Genomic DNA, 25,116 nt, shown 5'->3' on the forward strand with positions numbered 1-25,116 from the left:
CAAGTCTAAACTAAGGATGAGCCCGGTCCAATTCCGCAATAAGCATCAAGCAACAGCCTAATTACATAGTGTCCAATTTTATGGGGTCAGTACATTAGCTCGAGGAGGCTCATCACTCGCCCACGGAAAGCGAACCTTTTCCCGGAGCCCCTAGAATCCCACAAAAGTCTCGAAATCGAGTCTTCCACAATCCTGCCATATTGTTCAATAACTAATTTGTATCAGAATTAGTATTAAATAAATAAAAAAAGAACAGCTCGATGGCTGTTCTTCATGGTTTTAATAATTTTTCATGATGCTGATTCGCTATTTTGATCTTACGAAGCCCGATCAGCCACAATATAATCATAAAAGGGGTAATCCAATACATCCATGTCATTTCTTTCACGGTAATAATATAATCATAAATGACGTGTAATCCTACGGGAATGACCAGGCCTAACGCTAAACACCAGTTCGAACGATTCGTCCTGAACTTCGCTTTTCCCATGTAGTACCCCATAATGAGGCCGAAAAGGGCGTGGGAAGAAACAGGGAAAACAGCACGTAATATGGCGATTTCAATTCCGTTTTGGAAGATATAGATGATGTTCTCTATCGTTGCAAACCCTAAACTGACAGCCACCCCGTATATAATCCCGTCGTAATGATGATCAAAATCAGAATGACGATACGCCACAAATAACAAAAAGAACCATTTGAAGAATTCTTCAAGTAATTCAGCGAGGAAAAAAGACTTCAGGAATGACGAATGAAATACATTTTCTGTTTCAAAAGCATACTGAATGAACATGATAGGAAAAACCATGATTACGCCTATGATGAACATGCGGATGATTAGAGGAAGGGGCTCTAATTCGATCCGTTTACTTAAATATATAAATGTCATGATGGCCACGGCAGGAGATATAGCGGCAGTCAATATGGCCATGTTTCTCAACCCTCTCTCTTTCATTCACCTACGTTTCATCGTATCATGAAGGTATGAGAAAAGGAACATTTGAATGGAAGATGGTGTAAATATGAAGCGTATACTAGTCATTCACACAGGTGGCACAATATCTATGAAGGAAAACAAAGAAACAGGTGAAGTGAACACTTCGTCCAAACACCCATTGGACGAGATCTCCACCATGCTTAAAGGGAACACGGTGATTGAGGACGAAATATTGTTTTATCTCCCTTCTCCCCATATCCGGCCGGATCATATGCTGAAACTGGGCCGATCCATCCATGAGAAAATGTCCAAGAAAAACTATGATGGCATCGTTATCACGCATGGTACAGATACATTAGAAGAAACCGCTTATTTTTTGGATTTATTTTTGCAGACGAGAAAACCCGTAGTCGTCACCGGGGCTATGCGTTCAAGTAATGAAATCGGATCCGACGGCCTGTATAACCTACTAAGCGCGATAAGAGTAGCCAATTGCGACGAGGCGCAGGACAAAGGTGTGCTGGTTGTCATGAACGATGAAATTCATACAGCTAAAAACGTGACCAAAACCAGTACGAGTAATGTAGCAACGTTCCAAAGTCCTCAATATGGTCCCATCGGAATTACTACAAAAACAGAAGTGTTCTTCCATCATAAAATGACACGCCGTGATTCCTACCCGATTCAAAACATTGGAAAGCAAGTAGCCCTCATCAAAGCCTACGCAGGTATGGATGGGACTTTGATCGACGCCGTCCGGGAAAGCGATGTGGATGGCCTTGTTATTGAGGCTCTAGGACAAGGGAATCTACCACCAGAAACGGTAGATGCTTTAGAGCGCACCCTGAATGAGGGCATTCCAATTGTTCTAGTCTCCCGCTGCTATCAAGGAATTGTCCAGGATACATACGGATATCCGGGTGGCGGACGTCAACTGAAGGAAATGGGAATCATTTTTGCCAATGGTCTTACTGGACCAAAAGCCCGAATTAAATTGATGGTCGCACTTGAAATGACCACAAATATGACTGAACTGGAACATATGTTCAGCTGAGGAAATCGAGGAATCAATGATATGTGCCCATACAAAAGCCTGGCATCCATGGACGCCAGGCTTTTTTTGGTTATTTATTTGTTACAGCCTTTGCTATTTTTCCTCCATGATGACGGCCATTCTCAATGAAAATTTCATTGTTATTATAGCCAGCCGCGATAACCCCTGCAATATAGATTCCCTCGACATTCGTCTCCATCGTATCCTCATCAAACGCAGGCCTTCCTGTTTCTTCATCCATCTCTACTCCCATTTTAGTGAGAAACGCATGGTCAGGACGGTAGCCAGTCATGGCAAACACGAAATCATTTTCAATTCGTTTTTCCTGACCATGACATTCATAGACAACTTCATCCTCGGTGATTTCTTTAACGTTCGCACAGAACTCCATGTCTATGATGCCTTTTTTGACCAATGCTTCGAATTGAGGAAGAATCCATGGCTTAATACTTTTCGAATAGTCTTCCCCACGGTAAAGAACGGTAATGAGAGCCCCTGATTTTTCTAATTCCAGTGCAGCATCGGCCGCTGAATTTTTGCCGCCAATGATTACGACCTTCTTTTTATAATACGGGTGTCCCTCTTTAAAATAGTGCTTCACTTTTGGTAGATCTTCACCTTTAACATTCATATAGTTCGGTTGATCGTAATAACCAGTAGCAATGACGATTTGGTTCGCACGGTAACTCTTACCTTCACCGTCCCCTGTTTGTGATTGGATGATGAATCCGTGGTCATTGCGATCCACTTGAGTTACTTTTTCATACGTGTTCACTCGCAAATCTTCTCTTCCTGCGACGGCCCTGTAATAAGCCAGGGCTTCATTGCGGACTGGCTTTTGACGTTCTGTAATGAAGGGGATGTTCCCTATCTCAAGTTTTTCACTCGAACTGAAAAACGTCTGATGTGTAGGGTAATGATAAATCGAATTGACGATGTTTCCTTTTTCTATGATTAGTGGTTCTATTCCTTCTTTTTGCAATTCGATGGCTGCACTCATTCCGCATGGCCCACCACCGATGATGATGACTTTTTCTTCTTGCACGACCAACACTCCTCTTTCTTTCCCGATACAGCTCATTTCTCTAATTCATCAGATCTGGTATGGTTTCCATATTCCAATTTGGCAAATCTATGCTCCAGACGCTATTCATGCTAAAAAGTTTACGTTTCCGAGTGTAATACTTTCGAGTAATGACAACTTATGGAGAGTTATTTTTTCATAAAAAATGAATCTCCTACCATAACCATGATAGGAGATTGCATTCTTATAATCAAGTTAGATCCATCCACGGAACCTCGATGCTTCCGCCATTTTTCTAACTCCGACCATATAAGCAGCGAGTCGCATATCTACACGACGTGTTTCAGCGGTACGATAGACATTATCAAATCCTTTGACAATGACTTTGTGAAGCTTTTCTTCCACTTCTTCTTCCGTCCAATAATAACCCTGGTTGTTTTGGACCCATTCGAAGTAGGATACAGTCACTCCACCTGAGGAAGCTAAAACGTCAGGTACGAGTAGAATTCCACGTTCAGATAGGATTCTTGTAGCATCCAATGTCGTCGGACCATTAGCTGCTTCTACAACGATTGTTGCTTTTATGTTATGGGCATTATCTTCCGTAATTTGATTCTCGATCGCTGCGGGTACGAGAATGTCACAATCAAGCTCCAATAGCTGCTCATTTGTGATGGTATTCTTGAATAAATTTGTGACTGTACCAAAGCTGTCACGGCGATCTAGTAAGTAGTCGATATCAAGTCCATCTGGATCGTGAAGTCCACCGTAGGCGTCTGAAATACCAATAACTTTTGCCCCTCGATCATGCATGAATTTCGCTAGGAAGCTTCCTGCATTACCGAAGCCCTGTACTACGACTCTTGCCCCTTCTACGTTGATTCCTTTCTTCTTGGCCGCTTCTTCAATACATATGGTCACACCTTTGGCCGTCGCTGTTTCACGGCCATGAGAACCACCAAGAACAAGAGGTTTCCCTGTAATGAAACCAGGATTATTAAATTCATCAATCCGGCTGTACTCATCCATCATCCAGGCCATGATTTGAGAGTTTGTAAAAACGTCTGGTGCAGGAATGTCTTTTGTAGGGCCTACAATTTGACTGATGGCACGCACGTACCCACGGCTGACTCCTTCAAGTTCACGGAAGGACATTTCACGAGGATCACATACGATTCCACCTTTCCCTCCACCATAGGGAAGGTCAACGATCCCTGCTTTCAGACTCATCCAGATAGAGAGCGCTTTTACTTCTTTTTCAGATACGTTCGGGTGGAAACGGACGCCCCCTTTCGTTGGACCGACCGCATCGTTATGCTGGGCACGATAGCCTGTGAAGATTTTAATCTGATCGTTATCCATTCGTACAGGAATTCTTACCGTCATCATTCGTACAGGTTCTTTCATTAACTCATATACTTCATTGGGATAACCTAATTTATCAAGTGCTTTTTTGACCACCGTCTGAGTGGATTTTAACACATCAAGTTTCTCATTTTTTTGGTTTGCAGAATCTGTTGGCTTATCGGCTACCATCCATTTACCTCCTATATCAATCCATTCGATTAGGGCTCGTTCTTCAGTGATTAGTATACACGTTCACTACTAATTAGGAAAGCTGAATGCGGCTTTTTCTAACCGTTTTCAAAGAAAAATGTAAACGTTTACACCTGTGTGGCTTTATTTTTTACGATAGCTCTACGAATTTTTGGATAAGGTCGTCATAACTTAACCCGATTGCCTGAGCAGAATCAGGGAAAAGGCTTGTCGGTGTCATTCCAGGCAATGTATTCACTTCTAAGATGATTGGTTCTTCGTTTTCATTAATAATGAAGTCAACACGTGAATAAACATCACACCCGAGCAGCTGGTGAGCCAAGATGGAGTCTTGTTGCAGTTGAGCTGTCAACTTGTCACTCAGTTTGGCTGGTACGATATGTTCACTGCCCCCAGGTTTATATTTTGAATCAAAATCATAATAATCATTCTTAGGAATGATCTCTATAACAGGAAGTGCCTGTTCTTTTCCTTTGTATCCCATAACAGGTACAGTCACTTCTCTACCTTTGACATAATCTTCGACTAGAATCATAGAGTCAGAATGTGCAGCCGTTTCAATCGCTTGACGTATATCCTGTTCTTTCTTGACGATGGTTAAACCTAAAGTAGAACCTTCTTGATTCGGTTTTATGACAAATGGGAGAGTGAACGTTCGTTTGATTTTATCTTCGATCATCGAAAATTGATGTTGATCCGTAACATCAAACACTTCACTTTTCGCTGTGTGTAAACCATTCAAGGAGAATATTTGCTTGGATTTTGCTTTGTCCATAGCCAGGGCTGAAGCTAAAACGCCTGAACCGACATAAGGAATGCCGAGCATATCTAATAGACCTTGGATCTTTCCGTCTTCACCGAACCGTCCATGCAAACCGATAAAAACGAGGTCCACATCTAAATTCAGTACTTCCTCCATTTTTTCAGGAGAAAAGTCGATCGGCGTAACATCGTGTCCCTTGTTCTCCAATGCTTTAATGATTCCCTTTCCAGTTGAGAGAGAAACTTCTCGTTCCCCTGACGTACCACCATATAAAACCGCAATCTTCATTTGTTACACTCCATTTCATAGACCACTAAATAATAATTAACTTACACCAACTCTTATCTTAACATGTTCCCTTTCAAGCTTCTATTTAAAAATAAAGCTCTGAATTATTTTATAAACCACAATAAACCCTAAGCCTCAAACCCAAACATTTGCACCCTTTTTTTTGAAAACTTAGTTTCGAGACTTTTGTTGAGTGGTTTTGGTGGTTGGGAAAACGGCTCGCTTTCCGTGGGGATGACGGCAAGCCTCCTCGGGCTTCGTTCGCTAGCCAATCCATTCCCACAGGAGTCTCCCCATTTTCCCAACCACCATACGATTGAAAGGTGCTCGAAACTACTTTCAAGGGACAAGATATTTTGCGACAGAGAATGCTATAACCACGGTACTGGAGCGTGATTATCTTACTATAATAGGCAGGTCCTCAGCTGAATAATTTCGAGAAGTACATACGGCAAGGGGCGGAGGGGAATGGGGAGACTCCTGTGGGCAAAGAGTGCTTGGTGAGACCCCGCAAGGCGTAAGCCTGAGGAGGCTCAACGCGCTCCCGCGGAAAGCGAGTCATTCCCCGCCGGTCCGATACACTCACACAAAAGCCTCGAAATCAAGTCTTTAAGAGTCCTGCCAAACAGTAGAATGCCGTTCAGTGCCATCGTTGTGTCATAAAAAAAGAACGACTCTTATGAAGCGTCGCTCTTGCAGTTTATGAAAAATGTTTATAGATGGTTCGACATGCATCTTTGTCCATGATTTGTTTTCCATATTCAATCAAGCGGTGCGAAGTCGCTGCTGTAGCGGAAGCAAACTCAGACAATAGCGCAATCACTTGATCCTGATCTAAATGAAAGATATCTTCATCTTCAAGAAGCATATAATAGGAGTCATGATAAAAGAAAACACTGCCTCCGGTCACATTAAGCTGATAAAGCTGGTGCCCTGCCCGGATGACATGTTCAAAGTCTTCAAAGGAGAACATCATTTCTTTACTTTCATCCAAAGTGACCTTCATTTCCATGTAATCTTCATCGTCTTCTATATCAGCGGGCTCTGTTTTCGTTACGACCACTAACATGCCTTGTGCTTGCAGGAGATATACCTGCACCAACAGGACACCTGACAATTCGACACCTAGTTCGATTCCTGCATCATACATCATATCGCTGAAAATACGATGCACTCTAGGCAAATCACTCCAAAGCTCCTCACGAGACAACCCCCGATCCATTAGATCATCAAACGTAAGGAAAATTTTAAATTTCTCATTTGTCATTCTTTCCACTCGCACATGATCGCCCCCCTGTCACGATGTGTTATCTATATCTTATGATGACTGATGCGATTATGGCACCTTTTTTCAAATTATATCTAAGGATTTGGGCGTGGGCAAACATTTTCCAATCCCATATAAGGGGTTATGTAAATGAAACATCCTCTCAAAAGGGTTCATTTAATCGATACATAACTGGCATATACGCCAATCCTAATGCTTTCTTCTGGTCTGAACTGTAACTTCAGAAAGACGCAAAGGTACAAAACGGCCTTCCATTAATAATGGAACGGCCCCTCATTATAACAAGGTTCCGTTCCATTATTAAGTGTGCATCCCGTTTCAAATGGAAATGTTAAACGTTATGTTGCCTGCAACCAACGTTCCCATGCTTTTTTAGAGTTTCCTACGATAAATGGCTGGATCCGTTTCTTATCTAGTTCAGAAAGGCGATCATAAGCATATCCACCAAGACCAATTTTTAAGTCAGGGTATTGTTTTTGTAATGATTCTGCTAGCCTTACCGTTATAGGGATATTTTTCTTAAGCGTACAGGACATGAACATGTACGTGGGTTCAATTTCATCAATGACAATATCAATATCTCCACCAGCAATGCTTTGACCGAGATAAATGACATCATATCCTTTCCGTTTCAAAAACAGAGCAAATATGAGTAACCCTAATTCATGACGTTCATTAGGACCACATACAAGCAGAGCTTTTGGCAGCATTCCATCTGCTGGAATAGACAGAAGCATCATGCCGATCCTTGAACGGATGAACTGGCTGGCGAAATGTTCATGGGCACTTGTAATCCGGTTTTCCTCCCATAAGTCACCGACCTTCACAAGAATAGGACCGATGATATCAATGGCCACCGTTTCTGGGGTAAACAAACTAAATGCATGATCCAAATGGCGCTGAGCATCATTTTCATTAAAGGAGAGAAGGCTGTTCAACAGCTCATCACCGATTTTATCCAGCTCGGTTTTATGTTCGGAATGATTAGAACTCGACAAAGCTTCTTCATTACTTTCTAACAAGGAAACAGCTTGCGATATAGTAAATCCTTTATTCACTTTTTCCATTAACCATTTTAAAATTCGGACATGATCATCAGTGTACAGACGATGGCCAGCCTCATTTCTTGATGGGCGGATCATTTTATATCTTCTTTCCCAGGCACGGAGCGTACCCGGCTGAATTCCTAACAACTGTGACACAGCTTTAATATTGTATTTTGCTTTTGTTGTCGCCATAAGTCTGCCTCCACCCGTCCATTTTCCTCTATTATATAGGATGTCAAGAATGTGTGTAAAATTTCAATATTCTCCCTATATGTTTCGAAATTCGATTTAATGTTTGGGGGTTAATTCTATCCAGTGGCATTCTGCTTTTGTCCCTAGACGGAGAGGTAATAAAGATGTACCATACCCTTCACTCACAAGAAAAGACTGGTTTCCCTCGATCTCCCACCCACCACGTTCATAAGGTCCGAAGCCAAACAACCGGATCTGCCCACCATGTGTATGTCCACTTAAGACGATATCAAACCTTCCCTTGTACACTTGATTCATTCTTTTAAATACATACGGATCATGTACACAAAGGATCTGTAGACAATTTTCATCCTCTAAGTAGGATGCATTTCGGTTAGGCTTCATGAAATAAGGATCTAAAGCACTTAATACAACCGGAGTGCCGTTTGGTAACTCCACATACTCATCCTCATTTGAAAGAGGGATAACTTCTTCTTTAATCAAGTCATCCAAAAATGATCCAAACTTCCACTCATGATCATTGTTACCAGGAACGAAATAAACGGGAGCCCCCCATTGCTTTAATATGGATAGGTTGTGCATGAAACGTTCATTAGATGTCCGTTTATCTACAAAATCACCGCCGATGATAACAAGATCGACGGAGCGCATTTTTTTGAACGTCGATTCCTTCAATTTTCGATTATGTATATCACTTATGAATAACAGTTGAATCCTTTGGTGAGCATCCAAACCCCTACAGGGCAATTGTTTTTCTTGTAAATGGTCGTTTCCTGATAAAAAATACATATACCCCAACAGGATGACTCCGCCAATAAGGACAAATAGCAGCACCCATACCATCCGGACACCCCCTTTCATAGTATTAGAACCCTTATATTATCACAAACGCCCAAGTATAATAAAACGAATCCAAAAGAAAGCTTCCCACTAAAAAACCATAATAAGAAGTGATGATATGTTGAAGTTCTATGATTTCAGGACTTTTGTGAGAGTTTTGAGGGCCTTGGGTGGTCGTTAAGTGAGCAGGTGATTCTGTTCATAGTTTTGTTCGCACGTATGTTCTTTCCCATACAAGCCTGATAAAGTACCTCTAAAAATACATAACATACAGGCCACATGAACAATGAATACAAAAAAACCGCTCAAAAAACACACATCCTGAGCGGTTTTGTTCCATTTATATATCACGCTTTTAAATTTCAAGAAAGTGAAAGTCCTTACTCACACTTTCTTTACGCTTAAAATTCTAAAACCCGTTTTTTCAAGCTTCCTCGTGAAGGCTTCAATATTATCATTGTCTTCAATCTTCAACACAATTCTTCTGGCAAGCTTATCGGTTTCATCAAAAGTGGCAAGTGAAATCACGTTTTCGTGATAACTCTTAATAATATCCCCCAGTCTTTCAATCCTTCCTGATGATTCTTCGGAAGTGAAAGCAATTCTTACTCCTTGTTTTTTGACTCCGAACGCACTCTCGAATTGTTCGATGACATCAAACCTCGTGACGAGGCCGAGAAACTTCTTAGATTCGTTGACGACAGCCAGTACGGAAAAACCCTTGAACAATGGCAGCGTATGTTCAAAAACCTCTTCATCATGAATATAAAAACCCTCATACATAGCAACATCACCAGCAGTGGTTTCACGAAGAAACGTTTTCCGATCCATTTCTTCTTCTGAATTAAAATAAGCCCGGAATATAATTTCTTTAGAAATCATCCCCGTGAACTGTCCTGATTTTAAGACAGGCATGGCTTCAATATCTTTCTCATCAAGCACTTTCAAAACTTCTGAAAGTGAAGCGGATGCTTCCGCCGTGAAGGATTTGTGGGCGGGTTTCATAATTCCTTTAACAAACATACACTCACCTCTTCTTTTGATTTGCACGGTAATAATTTCGCCATCAGCTTACGAATTTCCTGCCTAAATCGAATAGGACAAGAAAGGAGCACATAAAATTCCAAGGAAAAGGATGTGATTTAGGTGTACACACCAATCAAATGCTACCAGCCTTACCACGGCCCTTTTGATCCTTGCCCGCCAAGAGGGACGGTTTGTTACCAGACACCACCGAATCTTTATCTGGGATTTCAGCCCCCAAATTTGCAACAATTCCCTATTCAAGAAGCGTTGTATAAAGGAACTCTTTGGCCGGTATTATACGATCCATACCCGACACCTTTAGAGAAAGGAGCAAAACGATGAAGCAAGCGGCCGATCCTGCAAAAGAGCGTTATGCTTTAATGGAAAAAATTCAGATGGTGGATTTCGCTTTGGTGGAACTTACTCTTTACCTGGATACCCATCCGCAGGACACCCAGGCGATCCAGCAATTCAATCAGCTTGCAGTAGAAAGCAGGGATCTAAAATCTGCCTATGAGCAGCGATTCGGGCCATTAAGGCAGTATGGAGCCAGTTTTTCAGGGTATCCATGGAATTGGGGAGACAGCCCGTGGCCATGGCAATTATAACCCTTCATTCATGAAGGAAATAGGAGGGCGCTTATGTGGTATTATGAAAAGAAGTTACAATATCCTGTAAAAGTAACAGAATGCAATCCGAGGCTTGCAAAATATTTGATCGAACAGTATGGAGGAGCGGACGGCGAATTATCCGCAGCCCTTCGTTACTTGAACCAGCGGTACAGTATACCTGATAAAGTGATTGGACTTTTGACAGATATCGGTACAGAAGAATTCGCTCATTTAGAAATGATTGCCACGATGATCTATAAACTTACGAAAGATGCTACCCCGGAACAAATGAAAGCGGCTGGACTTGGTGCCCATTATGCAAACCACGACAATGCATTGTTTTATCATAACGCAGCCGGGAGCCCATGGACAGCTACTTATATTCAAGCAAAAGGAGATCCGATTGCTGACCTATATGAAGATATTGCTGCCGAGGAGAAAGCCAGAGCTACCTATCAGTGGATCATTAACATGTCAGATGACCCGTGCTTGAATGACAGTTTGAAATTTTTGCGTGAACGAGAGGTGGTTCATTCCCAAAGGTTCAGAGAAGCGGTTGAAATACTTAAGTTCGAAAAGGATCGAAAACAATTTTTCTAAACCTTACCGCTCTACCGTGATTTGTTCATGGTAGGGCGATTCTTCTATGATGGCCGGCTTTGGAAAGGTTTGTCCAAACCACACATCCCAGTAAGGGTAGGATAGAATCACAATGATCAAGATAAGGAGAATCACAAAAAGGAAGCGCATCCAAATCGCATTCACCCTCCACCTCGTTTTTTCTTTCCTACCTTCATGAACATTTTTTCTTGGCGGCAGATCCAGGATGTCTAGTTCTTCGTTTTCAAACCCGCCATCCTCTGTGTTTCCTCTCAACTTTTCTGCTTGATCTTCTGATGAATGCTGGTCACTCATCGGCTTCCCCCCATTTTCCAAAACGTATCCAAAAGGCTAATACAACATCAATAAGGAAATGTGCCAAGATGGTCACAAGTAAATTACCGGTCACCTCATACATATAACCAATAAAGAAACTGACGAATAATACTGAAATCAATAACACGATTTTCGTCAAATAACGGATATGCATAACGGCAAAGAGGACACTCGCAACGACATATCCAAACTCAGCGTGCAAGACCCCGCGGAATAACATTTCTTCACTAACCGCCACCAACAAAGTAATTCCTATAATACTTATACTGGAACGGTTTTTAAATACTTTGATGTTAATACCGCCATCGTCGTACATCCTTCGAGGTAAACGATACACGAGAAAAAGATCGATGAGAAGCACCATAAGTCCTGGAATCAACCCATAAACCAGCAGCTCGCTGGCGTGAAAGTCAATTTGACTGCTCCAATCGGCCCAAAAGGCATCAAAAAGAAATACACTGCCAATGAGTGCGAGAATCAGTATACTCAACTGAGTAAGAACCAATTGTAATGTAATTTCCCGGTCGTTCATTTCCATAATCAGTTCTGATTGACTCTTTCGTTTCATAAACCGGCTCCTTGTTTAAAAATCAGCTTTAACCGATCTTCCCAGCTGAATGTATCATACGTTTGTCTCTCCTCTTGGAAAGATAGGTCACCTATGCTGAAATCACATACATCGCAGCACGGGACGGTTGGCTTTCGGATCATGTCCTGAAATGGTTTATACAACGCTTCTCTGCGACATTCGGAGGCATGGATCCACTTTAACATTTCATTCAGTTTGTTGTGTTTATATATCCATCTCTCCTCTAAAAAGCGATGAATTTCCTGAATGAGTTCAGGCGTGACACCTATTAATTTTCCGTCTTGTAACGCTCCTTCCTCTTCTAATTGAAACTTGATAAAGTTCCATTGTGATTCGGATAATTCAAATCGTTCAACCATGACATCATCTTCCGGAACCTTTTCACCCTGCTTTTTCGTTAAAAAGGAAAATACCTGCTGAAGGTCATTTTTCCCCGGTAATTCACTCTGGATGAGCCGTTGAGGAAGATAGTGGTCCTGACGTGTAAAGAGCAGAAGACTGAATGCCGCTCCCCCATCTCTTCCTGCCCTGCCAACCTCTTGGATAAAGGATTCTAGTTGAGGGGGCAAATGAAAATGTATAACGATTCGTATATCTTTTTTATCTACACCCATACCGAAGGCACTCGTACAACAAATAACATCCAATTGATTATTCATAAATTGCTGTTGCACCAGCATTCGATCCGTTTGTTCCATGCCACCATGGTAAAAAGCGACCCTCTGCTTCAAACGATCCCTCAGTTCAAAGCTGACCTTTTCTGCCCACTGCCGGCTGGAAAAATAGATCATCGTCGGGGCCTGGTTTTTCTTGAGCAATTGGACAATCCGATCCGTTTTTTCTTCTGGACTTGTGCATTCTTCAACAGCAAAACTAATGTTTTGTTTATCCATGGGATAGATTCTTTTTTTCATATGAGGGAGCCTCAACTTTTCCATGATATCCCGCTGTACGTCAGGTGTAGCTGTTGCACTCAAGGCCATCACGGTTGGGTGCCCGAGGTTTTCGATGGTCTTATGTAACTTGAGATAATCGGTTCTGAACTCATGCCCCCACTGAGAAATGCAGTGGGCTTCGTCAATAACGAAGAGATTGACATGCATGCGATTCAAACGGTTCTGCAACCAATCGGTCTGCAACATTTCTGGTGAAATATAAACGAGAGAGTACTTATGAAGGTTCCTCAATACAGCATTTCTTTCATGCTGATCCATGAAACTGTTCACAGCAGTAACCGCCTTATAACCGGAAGCTTTCAATTGCTTCACCTGATCCACCATCAAAGATATGAGTGGAGATACGACAAGTGTTGTTCCACCAAGGATCTTGGCAGGAAGTTGATAGCATAGCGATTTCCCTGTTCCGGTAGGTAAGATTCCTAATACATCTTCGCCTTCGAGGACATCTGTAATCACTTCTTTCTGCCCTTCCCGAAATTCACTGAAGCCAAAATTTTCTTTAAGTAATGAACCTAGATCATGCTTCATCCTGCGTCATACCTTCCTTTATTACGTGCTGTCCTTTTGCTAAAGCGAGACGCAATTCGAAATAATCATACTTTCCATCCAGAGCTTCATAGATTTGCTTCAGCTTTTTTGTATTCATTTGACTCCCCATTTTATTTATCTCCCGTACGTCTTCCTCACTCAAAAAAGAAGTGATCGAAAAATCAGGAATGATTAAAGCTGACTCTACGATGTGGTCTTGGATCGTGCTTTTTTTCAACCTTCTTAAATTCATAATTTCCTGCATGCTCAAACCTTGTTGAATATATTGATATGTCTTTCTTGCCGACCTTGTAATGAGATGTGTCGCATCGAGCCCTTTTGTACAGAGGTGCAGCACAGGATAGCGATCCTTTTTCTTTTTGGATTCAAGAAACAAATAATAATGGGTATGTTGCAGCATAAGCTCTACATCTTCTATATTCAAATCGAACTCCCGTTTGAGCTGATCGATCGTCATGCCGATAACGCCTCCCCCTGTCAAACGATGGACAAACAACTCCGCTTGAAGAGAGGGATGTTCTTTTAGTAGATGGTGAATTTCTTCATACATCGATTCTACCATCTTCGGCAATTTATCCTGAAATTGATGATGGACCGTTCGCACCCAATTCTGAGTACCGAAGTCATCCACGATAGGTACATAATGGTCAATACCAGCATTGGTGTTCGCCATCATTTGTAACATAAGATAAACTCTTCTGACGAAAGTAGGAATCACATCATGCCAGACCATACCGTCAAAGTATGTAAGCTCTTGAATCGGGAACGAAGACAATCGCCGAGCCCCCTCAGAAGTTATAGAAGGGAAAGATTGTTCATTTATTTGGATCAACCCGTCACGAATCAATGGTTGAACCCGCTTTTCCAATGACTCACGCTTTAGTGATGGATAGATACCAAAAAGCGTATCAAGTTCGTACCCCTTGGCATCCTGTAATGTTTGCGAAGACCGTTTGCCTGTCAGTAAATGATAAATGCCGGACACTGTACGCTCTCCTCTGAATCGATCCACACATGTTAAAACCACATGATCGAACATCTTCTCCCCCCTTTCCTACTTGTTCAACATGGTTTAGTTGAAAACCATTCACGTCCGATTTACAATAAACGTTGTACTTATGTAATCAATGCCTCGATCATACAGAAAGTCTCATGAAGGAGGTCGTTTTGTGGCCAAATATACAATCGTAGATAAAGAGACCTGCATTGCTTGCGGGGCGTGCGGTGCTGCTGCCCCTGATTTATATGATTACGACGATGAAGGAATCGCTTATGTCGTCCTTGATGATAACGAGGGTACAGAGGAAGTTCCTGAGCTGTACGAAGAGGACATGGAGGATGCATTGGAAGGGTGTCCCACAGATTCTATAAAGATCTCTACGTCTCCCTTTCATGGGGACCCTTTGAAATACGAAGAGTGATAGACCTTTTGACCATAAGCCCCTTGAAGAAAGGGGCTTTTTTATTTTACTAGTTCTTCAAAACGGATTTCCGCCTCTTCCCGGTCAATCGTTGAAAACATACGATAATCTTCGGAATCAATGATTCTATAGTGATGACTAATGACATTTTGCTGAAGGATGTAGTTTTCTCCTTCCGCAATCGTCTGCCACCATACTTTTCCACCGAGCGTCTTCTTCCCTTGAGGTTCCACTTGCTCATGGGCAATGGTTTCCACTATTTCTACAGGGGCATCACCTAATACGCCTTTCAAAACATCACTCTCTTGAAAAAGAGCACATACGGCGACAACCGTTGTCCAGCCTGCCAGCGTTCTTTGTTTTTCAATTTGGACAAGCGTCTTTTTAGATAATCCGAGGATTTCTGCCATTTTGTCCTGGGTATATCCATGCTCGACACGGATCAATTTAATTTTTTCAGAAACCTGTTTCCGTACGTCGTGTTTATCCATAACCTATCGTCCCCTTTTCTACGTTCCTTTATTTTAACATGAGCGAGAGGGACAATCCTAGAACAAAGGCTTTGGTGCGCCCGGGTAGACTAGAAACAAAGTCAGGGGTACGGTTGCCTCCCTTTCGCAAGGCTGTCGGCTTGTATCGTGAGGGAATGGAGGATCATTGCCTAAACGAATATAAGAACCCCCTGCAAATACTTCAGAGGGTTCCTGGCCATTATTCAACGACAGGATTGATTCTATCTGGAACATCAATTGGCTCTTCAAGATCATAGGTGGAAAACTCCCTTACGTTCACACCATTGAACTTTACTTTTTCAAAACCAAACTGTCCTGCTGTTACAAGGATGGCTTCCACCATCGTCAAAAGCTGTTGCTCACTTGCCCATGATTCATGTTGAAGATTTATATTCACTATACCTTCATCTACTGTCGTTGAAGTAAACTGAACATGTTCTGGCACGGCTGGGCTCACAAAGAGACCTCTCCCTTTTTCCTTCATCAAAGATAGAGCATCCTGGAATGTCGGAGAACCATCAACAGAAATGGGAGCTAATAAACGTTCAGAGGAACCTTCGTATTGATACAATTGAAAGATGTACTCCCTTTGTTGAATGACAGGAACTTCGGACATTTCTCCGTAGCTTCCTAGGTTGACGGGATTACCTGATTCGGTTTGAACAAAAATTTCTTCTAGTTGAAAGTTCTCCAAGTCCCATCGAATGCTTTCAACGATCGCGCTTGCCCAAGCAGATCCACTAACGGTGAAACCATCAGGAAACGTAACGACAGCCGAACCTTTTGTTTCATCCACTTCATATTCGATTCCTTCTACAGCTCTCTCAGCTAAACCGTACCTCTCTGGTGAAAATGTGTCGACATCCTGCTGCTTCTGGAGGGTAGGAAGGATGACTTCAGCATTTTTTCCTGGATAAGACACCGTATCATAACCGCCTTCGTCACTCCTTAAAACCAGTGACTCAAGCTCTGCCTCAGGCTCTTCTTGTGTTTCTTCAAGCTTTGATTCTTCCTCTTTCTCTTGTGATTCTTCTACATTTTCTTCAGGAGGAAGGTCCTTATCCTCGCTGGAAGGTTCAGCTTCCTTGATTTCAGCACTTTCCTTTTCACTCTCTGAGGTAGATGAATCAAGAGATGGAGCTGTTTCTTCAGTTGCCGACGAGGATTCTGCATTCTCATTCGCACGATCGGCAGACTCTTCTACGGTAAGCATTCCATTGTTACTGAAAAAGACAGGAATGAACACGGCAAGTACTAGCAAAACAGCAATCGTAGCTAACCCAGGAAAAAGCCATGGAGCTACTTTCCTTTTTGGTGTATTTACGCGTGATGAAACCTTTTGGTAGAGCATTTCTTTCGATTGTCGGTCATCCATAGAAGGGAGTTCACCTAATACTTTTTTGATATCTTCGTCATTACGCTTCTTCACGGTCTCCCCTCCCCTCTTCCATCTCTTCAAGTATCATCTTCAGAGCTTTCATGGCTCGATGTTGAGTCGTCTTCACTTTACTCTCACTCCAGCTTAAGATTTCTGCTGTTTCTTTTATGGACATGCCTTGAATAAAACGGAAAATCAACACACTTCGTTGATCGACCGTACATTTGTCGAGCGCTTGATAAACTTGTTGAATTTCATCATTCTGCACGGCAATCTCTTCAGGCATTTTATTCTGATCTTTGATTTGCTCACCTTTCTCTGTCCAATCAAAGAACTCCATGAAGCGGTTCCTCTTTCTTTTTTGTTTGCGGAAATAGTCAATGGCTACGTGCCTGGCTATGGAAAACAACCATGTTTTCTCAGAGCTTTTTCCATTGAATGAATCATATGATTTCATGACCCTCACATAAACATCCTGAACCAAGTCTTCAGCAAGACTTCTGTCCTTGACCATATAGATGAGAAACTGAAACAGGTCATGGTGATAGTTTTCGTATAGTTCGTCAAAGAACGTTCGCAATGGTGGTACCTCCTGGGTCACTTTAATAGTCGTTTTATGTATGAAAAAAGTTACACTCTCTATCTTAATATGCAAAAAAAGAAAAAGGAACCGCGTTTTCAAAAGAAAATCACCTGCCCAATACCTCTATCCCAACTTCAACTAAAGCTCCCAATTGTGGAAGACTCAGTTTCGAGACTTTTGGGTTAGAGATTCGGGGCTGCGGGGGATAACTCGCTTTCCGCGGGAGCGCGATGAGCCTCCTCGGACTGCGTCCTGTGGGGTCTCACCATGCACTTTTTTCCCGCAGGAGTCTCGCCATCCCCCTCCGCCCCTTTGCCATATTCAGTGTCTCGAAACTACTACCACGAATAGCGGAATTCCCAAGCTCTGTCGAAATGCAAAAGTCTGTGGCTTCCCTATTGAAATGCTGATACAGCGCGCTTTATGACTCCTGGACAAGGAGGTTGGAAGACGCTCTTTCTAAGTGTAGGGGTTCGTTTTTCACACTCATCGAATGGGGTGGTGGGGAAGCCGCGAGACTCCCGTGGGAGAAAGGAGATCGGCGAGATCCCGCAGGGCGTTAGCCCGAGGAAGCTTGCCACTCCCCCACAGGAAAGCGAGTTGCTTCCCCACCACCCCTGACTCTCAATACGGCAAACGAACACCCATTATATCGAAACTGAATCTTCTACAATCCTGCCATTAACTTTAATAAACGGTAGGGTTAAGGGAACAAAAAAGCTACCCTTGTTCGGGTAGCTAAGATACTTTTGATATGGCGTTTCTTTTTTCGTAGCGTTGGAAAAGTGTTCCGAGTATTGGAGATAGTGCCAATATGAACACAGTATTAGATACCGCATGATTGATATCCATCGGGAGGCCTGCTAAATAATACGCCCAAAATGGCTGGCCCGCAGCCCGCATCGTTAAGGAAAGAATGACGCCGAAAAAAAGTCCGCTGATAAAGCCATAGATGGAAAGACCCCAGAATGGCATTTTTGACCAATATTTCCCTAGGAGACCGGCAATGATTCCTATAATTGACCAGGCGATGATCTGCCAGATGGTCCATATCCCCATGCCCAACAACACATTAGACACAAAGGTTGTGAGCAGTGCAATGAGGATTCCTGCACTGGGTCCGAGCCAGAAACCGGCAATAATAATGATTGCAGTCACCGGCTGGATATTAGGAAAATGAGCTAAAGCCATCCTTCCTGCTATGGCTAAGGATGCGAGCATGGCAATCAATGTTAACTTATAGGTATTCATCCTTCATCATTCCCAAGATTGATAATCAAAAACGATCTCGTCTCCATCCTCTACTTCGTACTCATTGGCTCCAACCATTGCTTCATCGCCGTTAATGGTGTACATCCAAGCCATTTTTTCTTCTTGGTTGCCGGCGATCCCTTCGATGCTGTTAATGAACCCTTCGGATTGTTCTACTTCATAGTTATCTTCCATGACTTCCATGAGGGTGGTTCCTTCTTCTACTGTTATTTCATCTTCCGCAATCATTTCTTCGCCATCGTTTTTAGATAGCTGCACTTGTACAGTAACTTCCTGCACTTGTTCTTCTTGAGTAGCTGATGTCTCACTACCCTCTTGAGTCCCACATCCAGCCAGCATGCCTACAGCGAGAATCATTGCTGTTAGTAACGTATTCCATTTTTTCATTACAATCTCTCCCTTTCTTTTTGTTTCACGGCCAGGAGGAGAGAAAAGCGAAGACAACCAAGTCACATGTATGTAGAAATCGTTATATCTTTCCTACCACAAAAAAAGCTTACCCTTCTACAAGGGTAAGCTTAAGACAAACGAAAGGATAAGATCTACGTTCCACGTCATACCGATCGGTTGTCTCAAATGCTCAATCCCCGAAGCTTTGAAACGTTGGATCAGGCAGGTCTACTGACTTGTGCGTCATCCTAATCAGGATCCTTCCCATACCTGAAGGTACAGTGGAATTTCCTTTTCGTCTACACTTACAGTTGCGAGGACAGTTCTGGTTTTCCACCAGATTCCCTATTAAGTCTTTTCAGACACCTGAATCCTCTTCTTATGAAGTTTCCATAAACAAGATTACAACAATTTTCCGAATATAGCAACTTTATTTTTCCTTATGTGTAAAAGGAATTTTAAAAGTAAAGGTGGTTCCTTCTTTCAACTTGCTGTGCACACTAATGGCCCCATCATGGGCTTCTACAATGTTTTTCGCAATCGCAAGTCCGAGCCCTGTGCCTTTTTTGTAATTTTTATCTTCACGCTTCCTTGATTTATCTGCTTTATAGAAACGCTCAAAGACGAATGGAAGGTCTTCCTCGGCAATTCCATACCCGGAGTCTTTGACACTTGCAATCCATTCCTTTTCATCTTGTTCAAGAATCACCTGTACCTGACTGCCCGGGTCGGAATGTCGGATCGCATTATCAATCAAATTTGTAAACACTTGTTCAATACGATCAGGATCGAAATCGAGGAACCCGAACTCCCCTTCTACTTTCAAATGAAGGTCTACAGACTTCTCTTTGGCAATCCCACTGAATTTCCGAATGATTTTGTTCAAAAATGGCTCAATTTCAACAGATTCTTCATTCAACTGAATATGTCCCGCTTCCATCCGTGCTATATCCAAAAGCTCATTGACAAGACGACCGATCCTGAGCGACTCGTCATGGATGATTTGCGCGAGTTCATTTTTGTCTTCTTTTGATTCCGCAATGTCATCAACGATGGCTTCACTATACCCTTGCAGCATCGAAATGGGGGTACGCAATTCGTGGGATACATTAGCGATAAAGTCTTTGCGGAGCTTGTTCAGTCTTCTTTCTTCCGTCATATCCCGAAGGACCGCGACAGCTCCACGTACTTTTTCTTTGTCATACAAAGGTGTCATGATGATCACCCAGGACCTGCCTTGTAATGTCATCTCGATCATGGATTCATTTTCATCCGTGATAACATTGTTAAACAAATCCCTCAGCGGTTCTGGAAGGGACGTTTGATCAGAAGACGTGGATGCAGCGTTCTTTTCAAACGCATAGGCATCTAAATATTGTTGTGCGGGGGGATTGGAAATGAGCACATCCCCTTCGCGATTAAACGTTATGACGCCATCTGCCATCGACCTCAAAATACCCGAGAGCTGTTCTTTTTCCTGATTCAAAGCATTGATATGAAACTTCAACTCCCGGCCCATCCGGTTAAAGGCCATCGCCAGTTCACCGATTTCATCATGTGTACGTATGGGTATCTTCGTGTTGAACTCGCCTTTGGCAAGTTCGAGGGCACCTTCTCTCATTTTAATCAAAGGTGCCGTGATTCGAGTGGAGAGGAAAAAGGCGAAAATGGTCGTTAATACGATGGCAATTCCAGCACCCAGGAATATGATTTTTGTCGTCTGTTCGGACGTTTCTTCAATCGTATCCAGTGATTGATAGACAAAAACAGCCCCGTCCTGGTTATTAAGTGGAGTGCCGACAACCATGACTCCAGTCTCGCCATTTCCTAGATCGGCAACTTTTTTAACATCTGCGCCTTCATTCAAAACGGTTGCTGTATCTTCGTCATTTTTAAACCATTCATAATCTAGCACAGGCAGTGAATCGGAATCACTTTCCGAAACCAGCGGATCATCCTCTCCTTTTACAATGACGGCTCGACTAGCCGGATCTTTGACAAGGGCTGTTGTCGATAGTAAAAGGTCTTCCTCTTGTTCATAGCGATCCACGACGTCTGAAATTCGGTCCGCCGTCTGCAGCAGATGCCTTTCTGCTTCTACGACATGATAGTTTTGAAAGAACTCGAGGAGAAGAACAGTCAATATAAAGAGGACAAAGCAAACCAATAATAAGATGGTGAACCATAACTTCCCGACTACACTACGCCAGAACATCAGTCACCAGATACCTCAAACTTATAGCCGATTCCCCATACCGTAACAATCATCCCTGCCGCTTCTGCAGAAACTTTGCTTAATTTTTCGCGGAGTCGTTTAACATGGGTATCGACCGTCCGAAGATCGCCGAAAAATTCATACTGCCATACCTCTTTCAGCAATTGTTCTCTGTCAAAAACTTTATCCGGAGACTGCGCCATGTAGTGAAGAAGTTCATACTCTTTCGGTGTCAGAGCCACTTCCTTTCCATCAGCAGTCACACGGTGAGCATCATTATCGATCGTCATGTGAGGGAAAACAAGTACATTCCGCGCGGAAGTTTCCGTTTCTAAAAACTTCGTAGAAGAAGAACGACGCAGGAGCGCTTTCACTCGTAAAACGACTTCTCTTGGACTGAATGGTTTAACGATATAGTCGTCGGTTCCCACTTCAAACCCTTGCACGCGGTTGGCTTCCTCCCCTTTGGCCGTAAGCATGATCACTGGAGTGGCTTTCTTCTCACGCAGCTCTTTACACACTTCAATCCCATCTTTTCCTGGAAGCATCAAATCAAGCAGGATCACATCATATTCATTCTGAAGCGCTTTTTGCAAGGCTTCTTCCCCGTCTTCCGCTTCATCAATGATATAATCCTCTCTCTCCAGGTACATGCGAATCAGGCGGCGGATACGTTCTTCATCATCCACTACTAACACTTTCGCTTCTTGATCCATTTAAAAACCTCCACATCATAGAAATAATACTCTTATGGATTCATTATCTTTATCCTTTACACAAAGGGCAGGCGGAGTTCAAAGAATTCTCGCCTGCCTTTTGTCTTTTATGCATAAGAATGTAAGCCTGAAATAATTAAGTTGACCGCAATCAAATTGAACATAATGATTCCGAAGCCTCCGACTGCAAGCCATGCGGACTTCATTCCCTGCCAACCTCTGGATAAGCGTAAATGAAGGTAAGCCGCATAGAAGAAGAATGTGATCAGTGCCCACACTTCTTTCGGATCCCATCCCCAGAAACGATCCCAGGCTTGCTGAGCCCAAATCATGGCAAAAATCAGTGCTCCCAATGTAAACACGGGGAAACCGATGGCAACAGCGCGGTAGGATACTTCATCGACAAGTTCAGGGTTCACTTTTTTGTTTAGGAGTGGCTGTATAGCTGCAGCGATTCGTTTTCTTAAGATCAACCTTGTACCCCAGTAAAGGACTATTCCACCAAGAAGTGCCCATAGGAAGGTGTTGAATTTCTTCGCCGCATCCTCCCCGCGCATCCATTCTGGCGCTTGGAAAAATGGAGACATGCTACCTTCACTTATCAATTCTCCTTGGTAAGGTCCTACAATGGCTGGCATGTTGTACGTGATCTCCGCTTGTTGTCCTTCAATCGGTGCTTCAAAACTCGCTTCGTAATTCATCGCACTGAAGGATGAAGAAACAATGATGAAAGCAAGCGTCACAGCAATGACATAAATGACAAACTCGAGCCAAACCGTATGCTTGGAGCGCTTGCTCTGGTCCACCTGGCTGATCAAGAAGATCAAGCCTGCGACAAAACTAACCGATAAAATCCCTTGACCAAGTGATGCAGTAGTTACGTGGATGTATAACCAATGGGACTGCAAAGATGGTACTAGAGGTGAAATTTCCGTCGGGAACATGCTTGCAAAAGCGATCAATAGTAGGGCAATCGGTAAAGCAAATAACCCTAAGAGATCCACTCTGTAAATAAAGTAGAGAACGATGAATGCGAAGACAAGCATCATTCCAAAAAACGTCGTGTATTCAAACAAGTTACTGATCGGGGCGTGACCGCTTGCGATCCACCTAGTAATAAAATATCCGATTTGAGTGAGGAACCCGATAATCGCAAGCGTAATTCCGATATTTCCTGCTACGCGGCTCTTCCCTTTCTTTTTATCGCGTATGGTTCCCGCAAAGAAGAAGGTCGCAATTAAATAGATGAAAAAAGCAGCATAGAGCAGATTGCCGCTTATGGCTGTCCAATCTCCCATATTTCATCCTCCTGACTCTATGATTTCATTTCATACTGGTCCTGAGGGGCCTCGATGTGAGTGCCTTCAATTGATTTTTCAATTTCCATTCTCAAGGCGTACCAGTTTTTATTCGTATGTCCCGCAATCCAGGCTCCGTCTGATCTTGGCTGGAGCCAGATACGACGATGGTTCCAATACATTCCCTGAATAACGCCGATCATGAAGATCGCGCCTCCGAGAGAGATGATTCCTAACGTATGATCCTTTTTCACAGTCAGACCTGTGACGTCCCGCGTATCGAAACCTGTTAGGCCAAGTTTATATTGGTTATTCTCTCCAGCATCGATATTCGCCCCTATACCTAGGAAACTAGTTTCAGGTGTTTCTTCACCTGGTGGGTACAGGTTGAATACGAAAGCTGGGTTTTTTGGATACTTGGAGACCGAAGCCGGCTGACCGTCCTGCATTTCATACTCAGGAAAATAGTTTACGACTTCCACCCGGAACCCTTCGTCCAGCTCATATGTAGATTGTGGGTTCGTCAAATCGACGGTAAACTCGCCATAGTTGGTATCTTCATCATCCTTGTCGTGGATTTTGAAAGACATTTCACTGAATTCATCCAATTGATAACTCGCCTGATAGAGGGCAAAGTCCTCAAATTTTAATGGGTTGTTCAACGTGGCTGAGCCTTCTTTGATCGTTTCCAGCTCAGGATCAGCACCAGCGACTCCTTGATTTGTCCGCTCATAAATGACAGCGTCCGTCCGGAATGTCTTCGGGATCGCTCCATCCTGATTTTCAATCGCTTCTTTAAATTTCGCATCTTCCGGGTCGTCTTTATCATAGGTTTCTAGAGTAAAGGCCTCATTTTTGATATAGTATTCGCCCTCTGTACCAGGGATTAGTGTTGTCTCCCCTTCTCTTACCCAAACATGTTCATCGACATAGAAAGCAGGGATAAATCTGAGTAAAGCGCCTAATAGGAAAATAATAAGACCGATATGATTGACATAAGGCCCCCATCTTGCAAAGCGGTTCTTCTCTGCCAGCAAATGGCCGTCTTGTTCATAAACTTTGAAGCGTCTTTTTTTCAAATTGGTTTTGAATGTTTCATAATCGATGGCATCTGACTTCGTCTCACCGAACACACGCTGCTTTTTCATGAAGAGCTCATGACGCTTCGGTTTCTGCCTTTTCAACGTTTTATAAAGCGGGAAGAAACGATCGATGGATGCAATGACGATGGATATGCCGATCATCGCAATCAAAAGCATATACCACCATGAGCTGAAGAGGTCATGAAATCCAAGTTGATAATAAATCTGCCCGGCGATCCCATATTGATCCTTGTAATGAGTCGCAGGATCGGCACCGCCAATAAATACAGCCTGAGGGAAGATCGTTCCGATGGCAGATGCTACGACGGTGATAAAGATCAAGGTGACCCCGACCTTCACAGAGGAAAAGAAGTTCCATACTTTATCAACGATCGTACGATTATATGTTTGTGAACGACGGGCACTTCCATCGTAGCGCATGTTGAGCAGCTTTTTGTCTTCATTGCCGTCGATATGCTGATTCTGTTCCACAGGTTTCCCGCATGCTTCACAAAGCACCGTGCCTTCAGGATTCACATGACCACATTCACAGGTAATCTCTTTCATAG

General features: G+C 42.9%; 26 protein-coding genes and 1 riboswitch. Of the genes, 5 read left to right on the forward strand and 21 right to left on the reverse strand.

The window, feature by feature from the left end; genetic code table 11:
• Positions 1-271 precede the first annotated feature (271 nt).
• Positions 272-931: a glutamic-type intramembrane protease PrsW gene (gene prsW / locus BLS23_RS15830; protein ID WP_089654019.1), complete on the reverse strand. Its 660-nt coding sequence runs from the start codon at positions 929-931 to the stop codon at positions 272-274.
• A 91-nt stretch (positions 932-1,022) separates the two neighbouring features.
• On the opposite strand from prsW, the gene BLS23_RS15835 reads away from it, so the two are divergent.
• A complete protein-coding gene (locus BLS23_RS15835) occupies positions 1,023-1,991 on the forward strand; it encodes an asparaginase (protein WP_089654110.1) in 969 nt (322 codons plus the stop codon).
• 70 nt (positions 1,992-2,061) lie between these two features.
• Here BLS23_RS15835 and BLS23_RS15840 read toward each other — a convergent pair whose 3' ends face one another.
• From BLS23_RS15840 to BLS23_RS15870, 7 genes are all read right to left on the reverse strand, one after another.
• Positions 2,062-3,036 carry a YpdA family putative bacillithiol disulfide reductase gene (locus BLS23_RS15840; protein ID WP_089654020.1) on the reverse strand — a complete coding sequence of 325 codons (975 nt, stop codon included), beginning with the start codon at positions 3,034-3,036 and terminating at the stop codon, positions 2,062-2,064.
• A 234-nt stretch (positions 3,037-3,270) separates the two neighbouring features.
• Entirely contained in the window at positions 3,271-4,551 is a 1,281-nt protein-coding gene (locus tag BLS23_RS15845; RefSeq protein ID WP_089654021.1) for a Glu/Leu/Phe/Val family dehydrogenase, read from the reverse strand.
• Positions 4,552-4,702: 151 nt separating this feature from the next.
• Positions 4,703-5,623, reverse strand: coding sequence for a D-alanine--D-alanine ligase (locus tag BLS23_RS15850; RefSeq protein ID WP_089654022.1), 921 nt, complete (start codon positions 5,621-5,623; stop codon positions 4,703-4,705).
• Between the two features lie 700 nt (positions 5,624-6,323).
• Positions 6,324-6,905 carry a genetic competence negative regulator gene (locus tag BLS23_RS15855; RefSeq protein ID WP_089654023.1) on the reverse strand — a complete coding sequence of 194 codons (582 nt, stop codon included), beginning with the start codon at positions 6,903-6,905 and terminating at the stop codon, positions 6,324-6,326.
• A 344-nt stretch (positions 6,906-7,249) separates the two neighbouring features.
• Complete coding sequence (locus BLS23_RS15860) at positions 7,250-8,149, reverse strand: MerR family transcriptional regulator (protein WP_089654024.1); 900 nt, start codon at positions 8,147-8,149, stop codon at positions 7,250-7,252.
• A 96-nt stretch (positions 8,150-8,245) separates the two neighbouring features.
• The gene (locus BLS23_RS15865) at positions 8,246-9,013 is read right to left on the reverse strand and encodes a metallophosphoesterase (protein ID WP_167356103.1); all 768 of its coding nucleotides are present in this window, start codon (positions 9,011-9,013) and stop codon (positions 8,246-8,248) included.
• Between the two features lie 381 nt (positions 9,014-9,394).
• Positions 9,395-10,033, reverse strand: coding sequence for a CBS domain-containing protein (locus tag BLS23_RS15870; protein WP_089654026.1), 639 nt, complete (start codon positions 10,031-10,033; stop codon positions 9,395-9,397).
• Between the two features lie 123 nt (positions 10,034-10,156).
• Between BLS23_RS15870 and BLS23_RS15875 the strand changes: the two genes are divergently transcribed.
• Genes BLS23_RS15875 through BLS23_RS15885 form a run of 3 tightly spaced genes read left to right on the forward strand, consistent with a single transcriptional unit; the run spans position 10,157 to position 11,247 of the window.
• A complete protein-coding gene (locus BLS23_RS15875) occupies positions 10,157-10,378 on the forward strand; it encodes a spore coat associated protein CotJA (protein WP_089654027.1) in 222 nt (73 codons plus the stop codon).
• On the forward strand, positions 10,375-10,644 hold the full coding sequence (locus BLS23_RS15880) for a spore coat protein CotJB (RefSeq protein ID WP_089654028.1): 270 nt from the start codon (positions 10,375-10,377) through the stop codon (positions 10,642-10,644). The genes BLS23_RS15875 and BLS23_RS15880 overlap by 4 nt, the downstream gene beginning before the upstream one ends.
• 33 nt (positions 10,645-10,677) lie before the next feature.
• Positions 10,678-11,247 carry a manganese catalase family protein gene (locus tag BLS23_RS15885; protein ID WP_089654029.1) on the forward strand — a complete coding sequence of 190 codons (570 nt, stop codon included), beginning with the start codon at positions 10,678-10,680 and terminating at the stop codon, positions 11,245-11,247.
• Between the two features lie 3 nt (positions 11,248-11,250).
• Here the strand turns inward: BLS23_RS15885 and BLS23_RS15890 are convergent, their stop codons facing one another.
• Genes BLS23_RS15890 through BLS23_RS15905 form a run of 4 tightly spaced genes read right to left on the reverse strand, consistent with a single transcriptional unit; the run spans position 11,251 to position 14,719 of the window.
• Positions 11,251-11,562, reverse strand: coding sequence for a hypothetical protein (locus BLS23_RS15890; RefSeq protein ID WP_089654030.1), 312 nt, complete (start codon positions 11,560-11,562; stop codon positions 11,251-11,253).
• The gene (locus tag BLS23_RS15895; RefSeq protein ID WP_089654031.1) at positions 11,555-12,151 is read right to left on the reverse strand and encodes a CPBP family intramembrane glutamic endopeptidase; all 597 of its coding nucleotides are present in this window, start codon (positions 12,149-12,151) and stop codon (positions 11,555-11,557) included. Before BLS23_RS15895 ends, BLS23_RS15890 begins: the two co-directional genes overlap by 8 nt.
• Complete coding sequence (locus BLS23_RS15900; RefSeq protein WP_089654032.1) at positions 12,148-13,659, reverse strand: RecQ family ATP-dependent DNA helicase; 1,512 nt, start codon at positions 13,657-13,659, stop codon at positions 12,148-12,150. The genes BLS23_RS15895 and BLS23_RS15900 overlap by 4 nt, the downstream gene beginning before the upstream one ends.
• Positions 13,649-14,719 (reverse strand): YpbB family protein, encoded by a 1,071-nt coding sequence (locus BLS23_RS15905; protein WP_089654033.1) that lies wholly within the window; start codon positions 14,717-14,719, stop codon positions 13,649-13,651. The genes BLS23_RS15900 and BLS23_RS15905 overlap by 11 nt, the downstream gene beginning before the upstream one ends.
• A 130-nt stretch (positions 14,720-14,849) precedes the next feature.
• Here BLS23_RS15905 and BLS23_RS15910 point away from each other — a divergent pair, with 130 nt between their 5' ends.
• On the forward strand, positions 14,850-15,101 hold the full coding sequence (locus tag BLS23_RS15910; RefSeq protein ID WP_089654034.1) for a ferredoxin: 252 nt from the start codon (positions 14,850-14,852) through the stop codon (positions 15,099-15,101).
• Positions 15,102-15,142: 41 nt separating this feature from the next.
• Here BLS23_RS15910 and BLS23_RS15915 read toward each other — a convergent pair whose 3' ends face one another.
• The 9 genes from BLS23_RS15915 to resB form a co-directional block, all read right to left on the reverse strand.
• Positions 15,143-15,592: a helix-turn-helix transcriptional regulator gene (locus tag BLS23_RS15915; protein WP_089654035.1), complete on the reverse strand. Its 450-nt coding sequence runs from the start codon at positions 15,590-15,592 to the stop codon at positions 15,143-15,145.
• A 220-nt stretch (positions 15,593-15,812) separates the two neighbouring features.
• Positions 15,813-17,042 (reverse strand): GerMN domain-containing protein, encoded by a 1,230-nt coding sequence (locus BLS23_RS15920; RefSeq protein ID WP_089654036.1) that lies wholly within the window; start codon positions 17,040-17,042, stop codon positions 15,813-15,815.
• Complete coding sequence (gene sigX, locus BLS23_RS15925) at positions 17,029-17,571, reverse strand: RNA polymerase sigma factor SigX (protein ID WP_089654037.1); 543 nt, start codon at positions 17,569-17,571, stop codon at positions 17,029-17,031. Before sigX ends, BLS23_RS15920 begins: the two co-directional genes overlap by 14 nt.
• Before the next feature lie 741 nt (positions 17,572-18,312).
• Positions 18,313-18,825: an ECF transporter S component gene (locus BLS23_RS15930; protein WP_089654038.1), complete on the reverse strand. Its 513-nt coding sequence runs from the start codon at positions 18,823-18,825 to the stop codon at positions 18,313-18,315.
• Positions 18,826-18,831: 6 nt separating this feature from the next.
• Entirely contained in the window at positions 18,832-19,233 is a 402-nt protein-coding gene (locus BLS23_RS15935; RefSeq protein WP_089654039.1) for a DUF4430 domain-containing protein, read from the reverse strand.
• A gap of 207 nt (positions 19,234-19,440) precedes the next feature.
• Positions 19,441-19,621, reverse strand: a riboswitch (cobalamin riboswitch).
• A gap of 45 nt (positions 19,622-19,666) precedes the next feature.
• On the reverse strand, positions 19,667-21,451 hold the full coding sequence (locus BLS23_RS15940) for an ATP-binding protein (protein ID WP_208599190.1): 1,785 nt from the start codon (positions 21,449-21,451) through the stop codon (positions 19,667-19,669).
• A complete protein-coding gene (locus tag BLS23_RS15945; protein ID WP_089654041.1) occupies positions 21,451-22,167 on the reverse strand; it encodes a response regulator transcription factor in 717 nt (238 codons plus the stop codon). The genes BLS23_RS15940 and BLS23_RS15945 overlap by 1 nt, the downstream gene beginning before the upstream one ends.
• Before the next feature lie 107 nt (positions 22,168-22,274).
• Positions 22,275-23,465 carry a c-type cytochrome biogenesis protein CcsB gene (ccsB, locus tag BLS23_RS15950; protein ID WP_089654042.1) on the reverse strand — a complete coding sequence of 397 codons (1,191 nt, stop codon included), beginning with the start codon at positions 23,463-23,465 and terminating at the stop codon, positions 22,275-22,277.
• Between the two features lie 17 nt (positions 23,466-23,482).
• Complete coding sequence (gene resB / locus BLS23_RS15955; protein WP_089654043.1) at positions 23,483-25,114, reverse strand: cytochrome c biogenesis protein ResB; 1,632 nt, start codon at positions 25,112-25,114, stop codon at positions 23,483-23,485.
• Positions 25,115-25,116 lie beyond the last annotated feature (2 nt).

Source organism: Halobacillus aidingensis (genome assembly GCF_900104185.1).
Taxonomy (GTDB): domain Bacteria; phylum Bacillota; class Bacilli; order Bacillales; family Halobacillaceae; genus Halobacillus; species Halobacillus aidingensis.

Coding starts and splice junctions, on each gene's coding strand:
- BLS23_RS15900 (WP_089654032.1), bottom strand. CDS start 13,659: ATGAAGCATGATCTAGGTTCATTACTTAAAGAAAATTTTGGCTTCAGT.
- BLS23_RS15895 (WP_089654031.1), bottom strand. CDS start 12,151: ATGAAACGAAAGAGTCAATCAGAACTGATTATGGAAATGAACGACCGG.
- BLS23_RS15930 (WP_089654038.1), bottom strand. CDS start 18,825: ATGAATACCTATAAGTTAACATTGATTGCCATGCTCGCATCCTTAGCC.
- prsW (WP_089654019.1), bottom strand. CDS start 931: ATGGCCATATTGACTGCCGCTATATCTCCTGCCGTGGCCATCATGACA.
- BLS23_RS15905 (WP_089654033.1), bottom strand. CDS start 14,719: ATGTTCGATCATGTGGTTTTAACATGTGTGGATCGATTCAGAGGAGAG.
- BLS23_RS15940 (WP_208599190.1), bottom strand. CDS start 21,451: ATGTTCTGGCGTAGTGTAGTCGGGAAGTTATGGTTCACCATCTTATTA.
- BLS23_RS15945 (WP_089654041.1), bottom strand. CDS start 22,167: ATGGATCAAGAAGCGAAAGTGTTAGTAGTGGATGATGAAGAACGTATC.
- BLS23_RS15885 (WP_089654029.1), top strand. CDS start 10,678: ATGTGGTATTATGAAAAGAAGTTACAATATCCTGTAAAAGTAACAGAA.
- BLS23_RS15850 (WP_089654022.1), bottom strand. CDS start 5,623: ATGAAGATTGCGGTTTTATATGGTGGTACGTCAGGGGAACGAGAAGTT.
- BLS23_RS15870 (WP_089654026.1), bottom strand. CDS start 10,033: ATGTTTGTTAAAGGAATTATGAAACCCGCCCACAAATCCTTCACGGCG.
- BLS23_RS15860 (WP_089654024.1), bottom strand. CDS start 8,149: ATGGCGACAACAAAAGCAAAATACAATATTAAAGCTGTGTCACAGTTG.
- BLS23_RS15865 (WP_167356103.1), bottom strand. CDS start 9,013: ATGGTATGGGTGCTGCTATTTGTCCTTATTGGCGGAGTCATCCTGTTG.
- BLS23_RS15880 (WP_089654028.1), top strand. CDS start 10,375: ATGAAGCAAGCGGCCGATCCTGCAAAAGAGCGTTATGCTTTAATGGAA.
- BLS23_RS15845 (WP_089654021.1), bottom strand. CDS start 4,551: ATGGTAGCCGATAAGCCAACAGATTCTGCAAACCAAAAAAATGAGAAA.
- BLS23_RS15890 (WP_089654030.1), bottom strand. CDS start 11,562: ATGAGTGACCAGCATTCATCAGAAGATCAAGCAGAAAAGTTGAGAGGA.
- resB (WP_089654043.1), bottom strand. CDS start 25,114: ATGAAAGAGATTACCTGTGAATGTGGTCATGTGAATCCTGAAGGCACG.
- ccsB (WP_089654042.1), bottom strand. CDS start 23,465: ATGGGAGATTGGACAGCCATAAGCGGCAATCTGCTCTATGCTGCTTTT.
- BLS23_RS15835 (WP_089654110.1), top strand. CDS start 1,023: ATGAAGCGTATACTAGTCATTCACACAGGTGGCACAATATCTATGAAG.
- BLS23_RS15915 (WP_089654035.1), bottom strand. CDS start 15,592: ATGGATAAACACGACGTACGGAAACAGGTTTCTGAAAAAATTAAATTG.
- BLS23_RS15935 (WP_089654039.1), bottom strand. CDS start 19,233: ATGAAAAAATGGAATACGTTACTAACAGCAATGATTCTCGCTGTAGGC.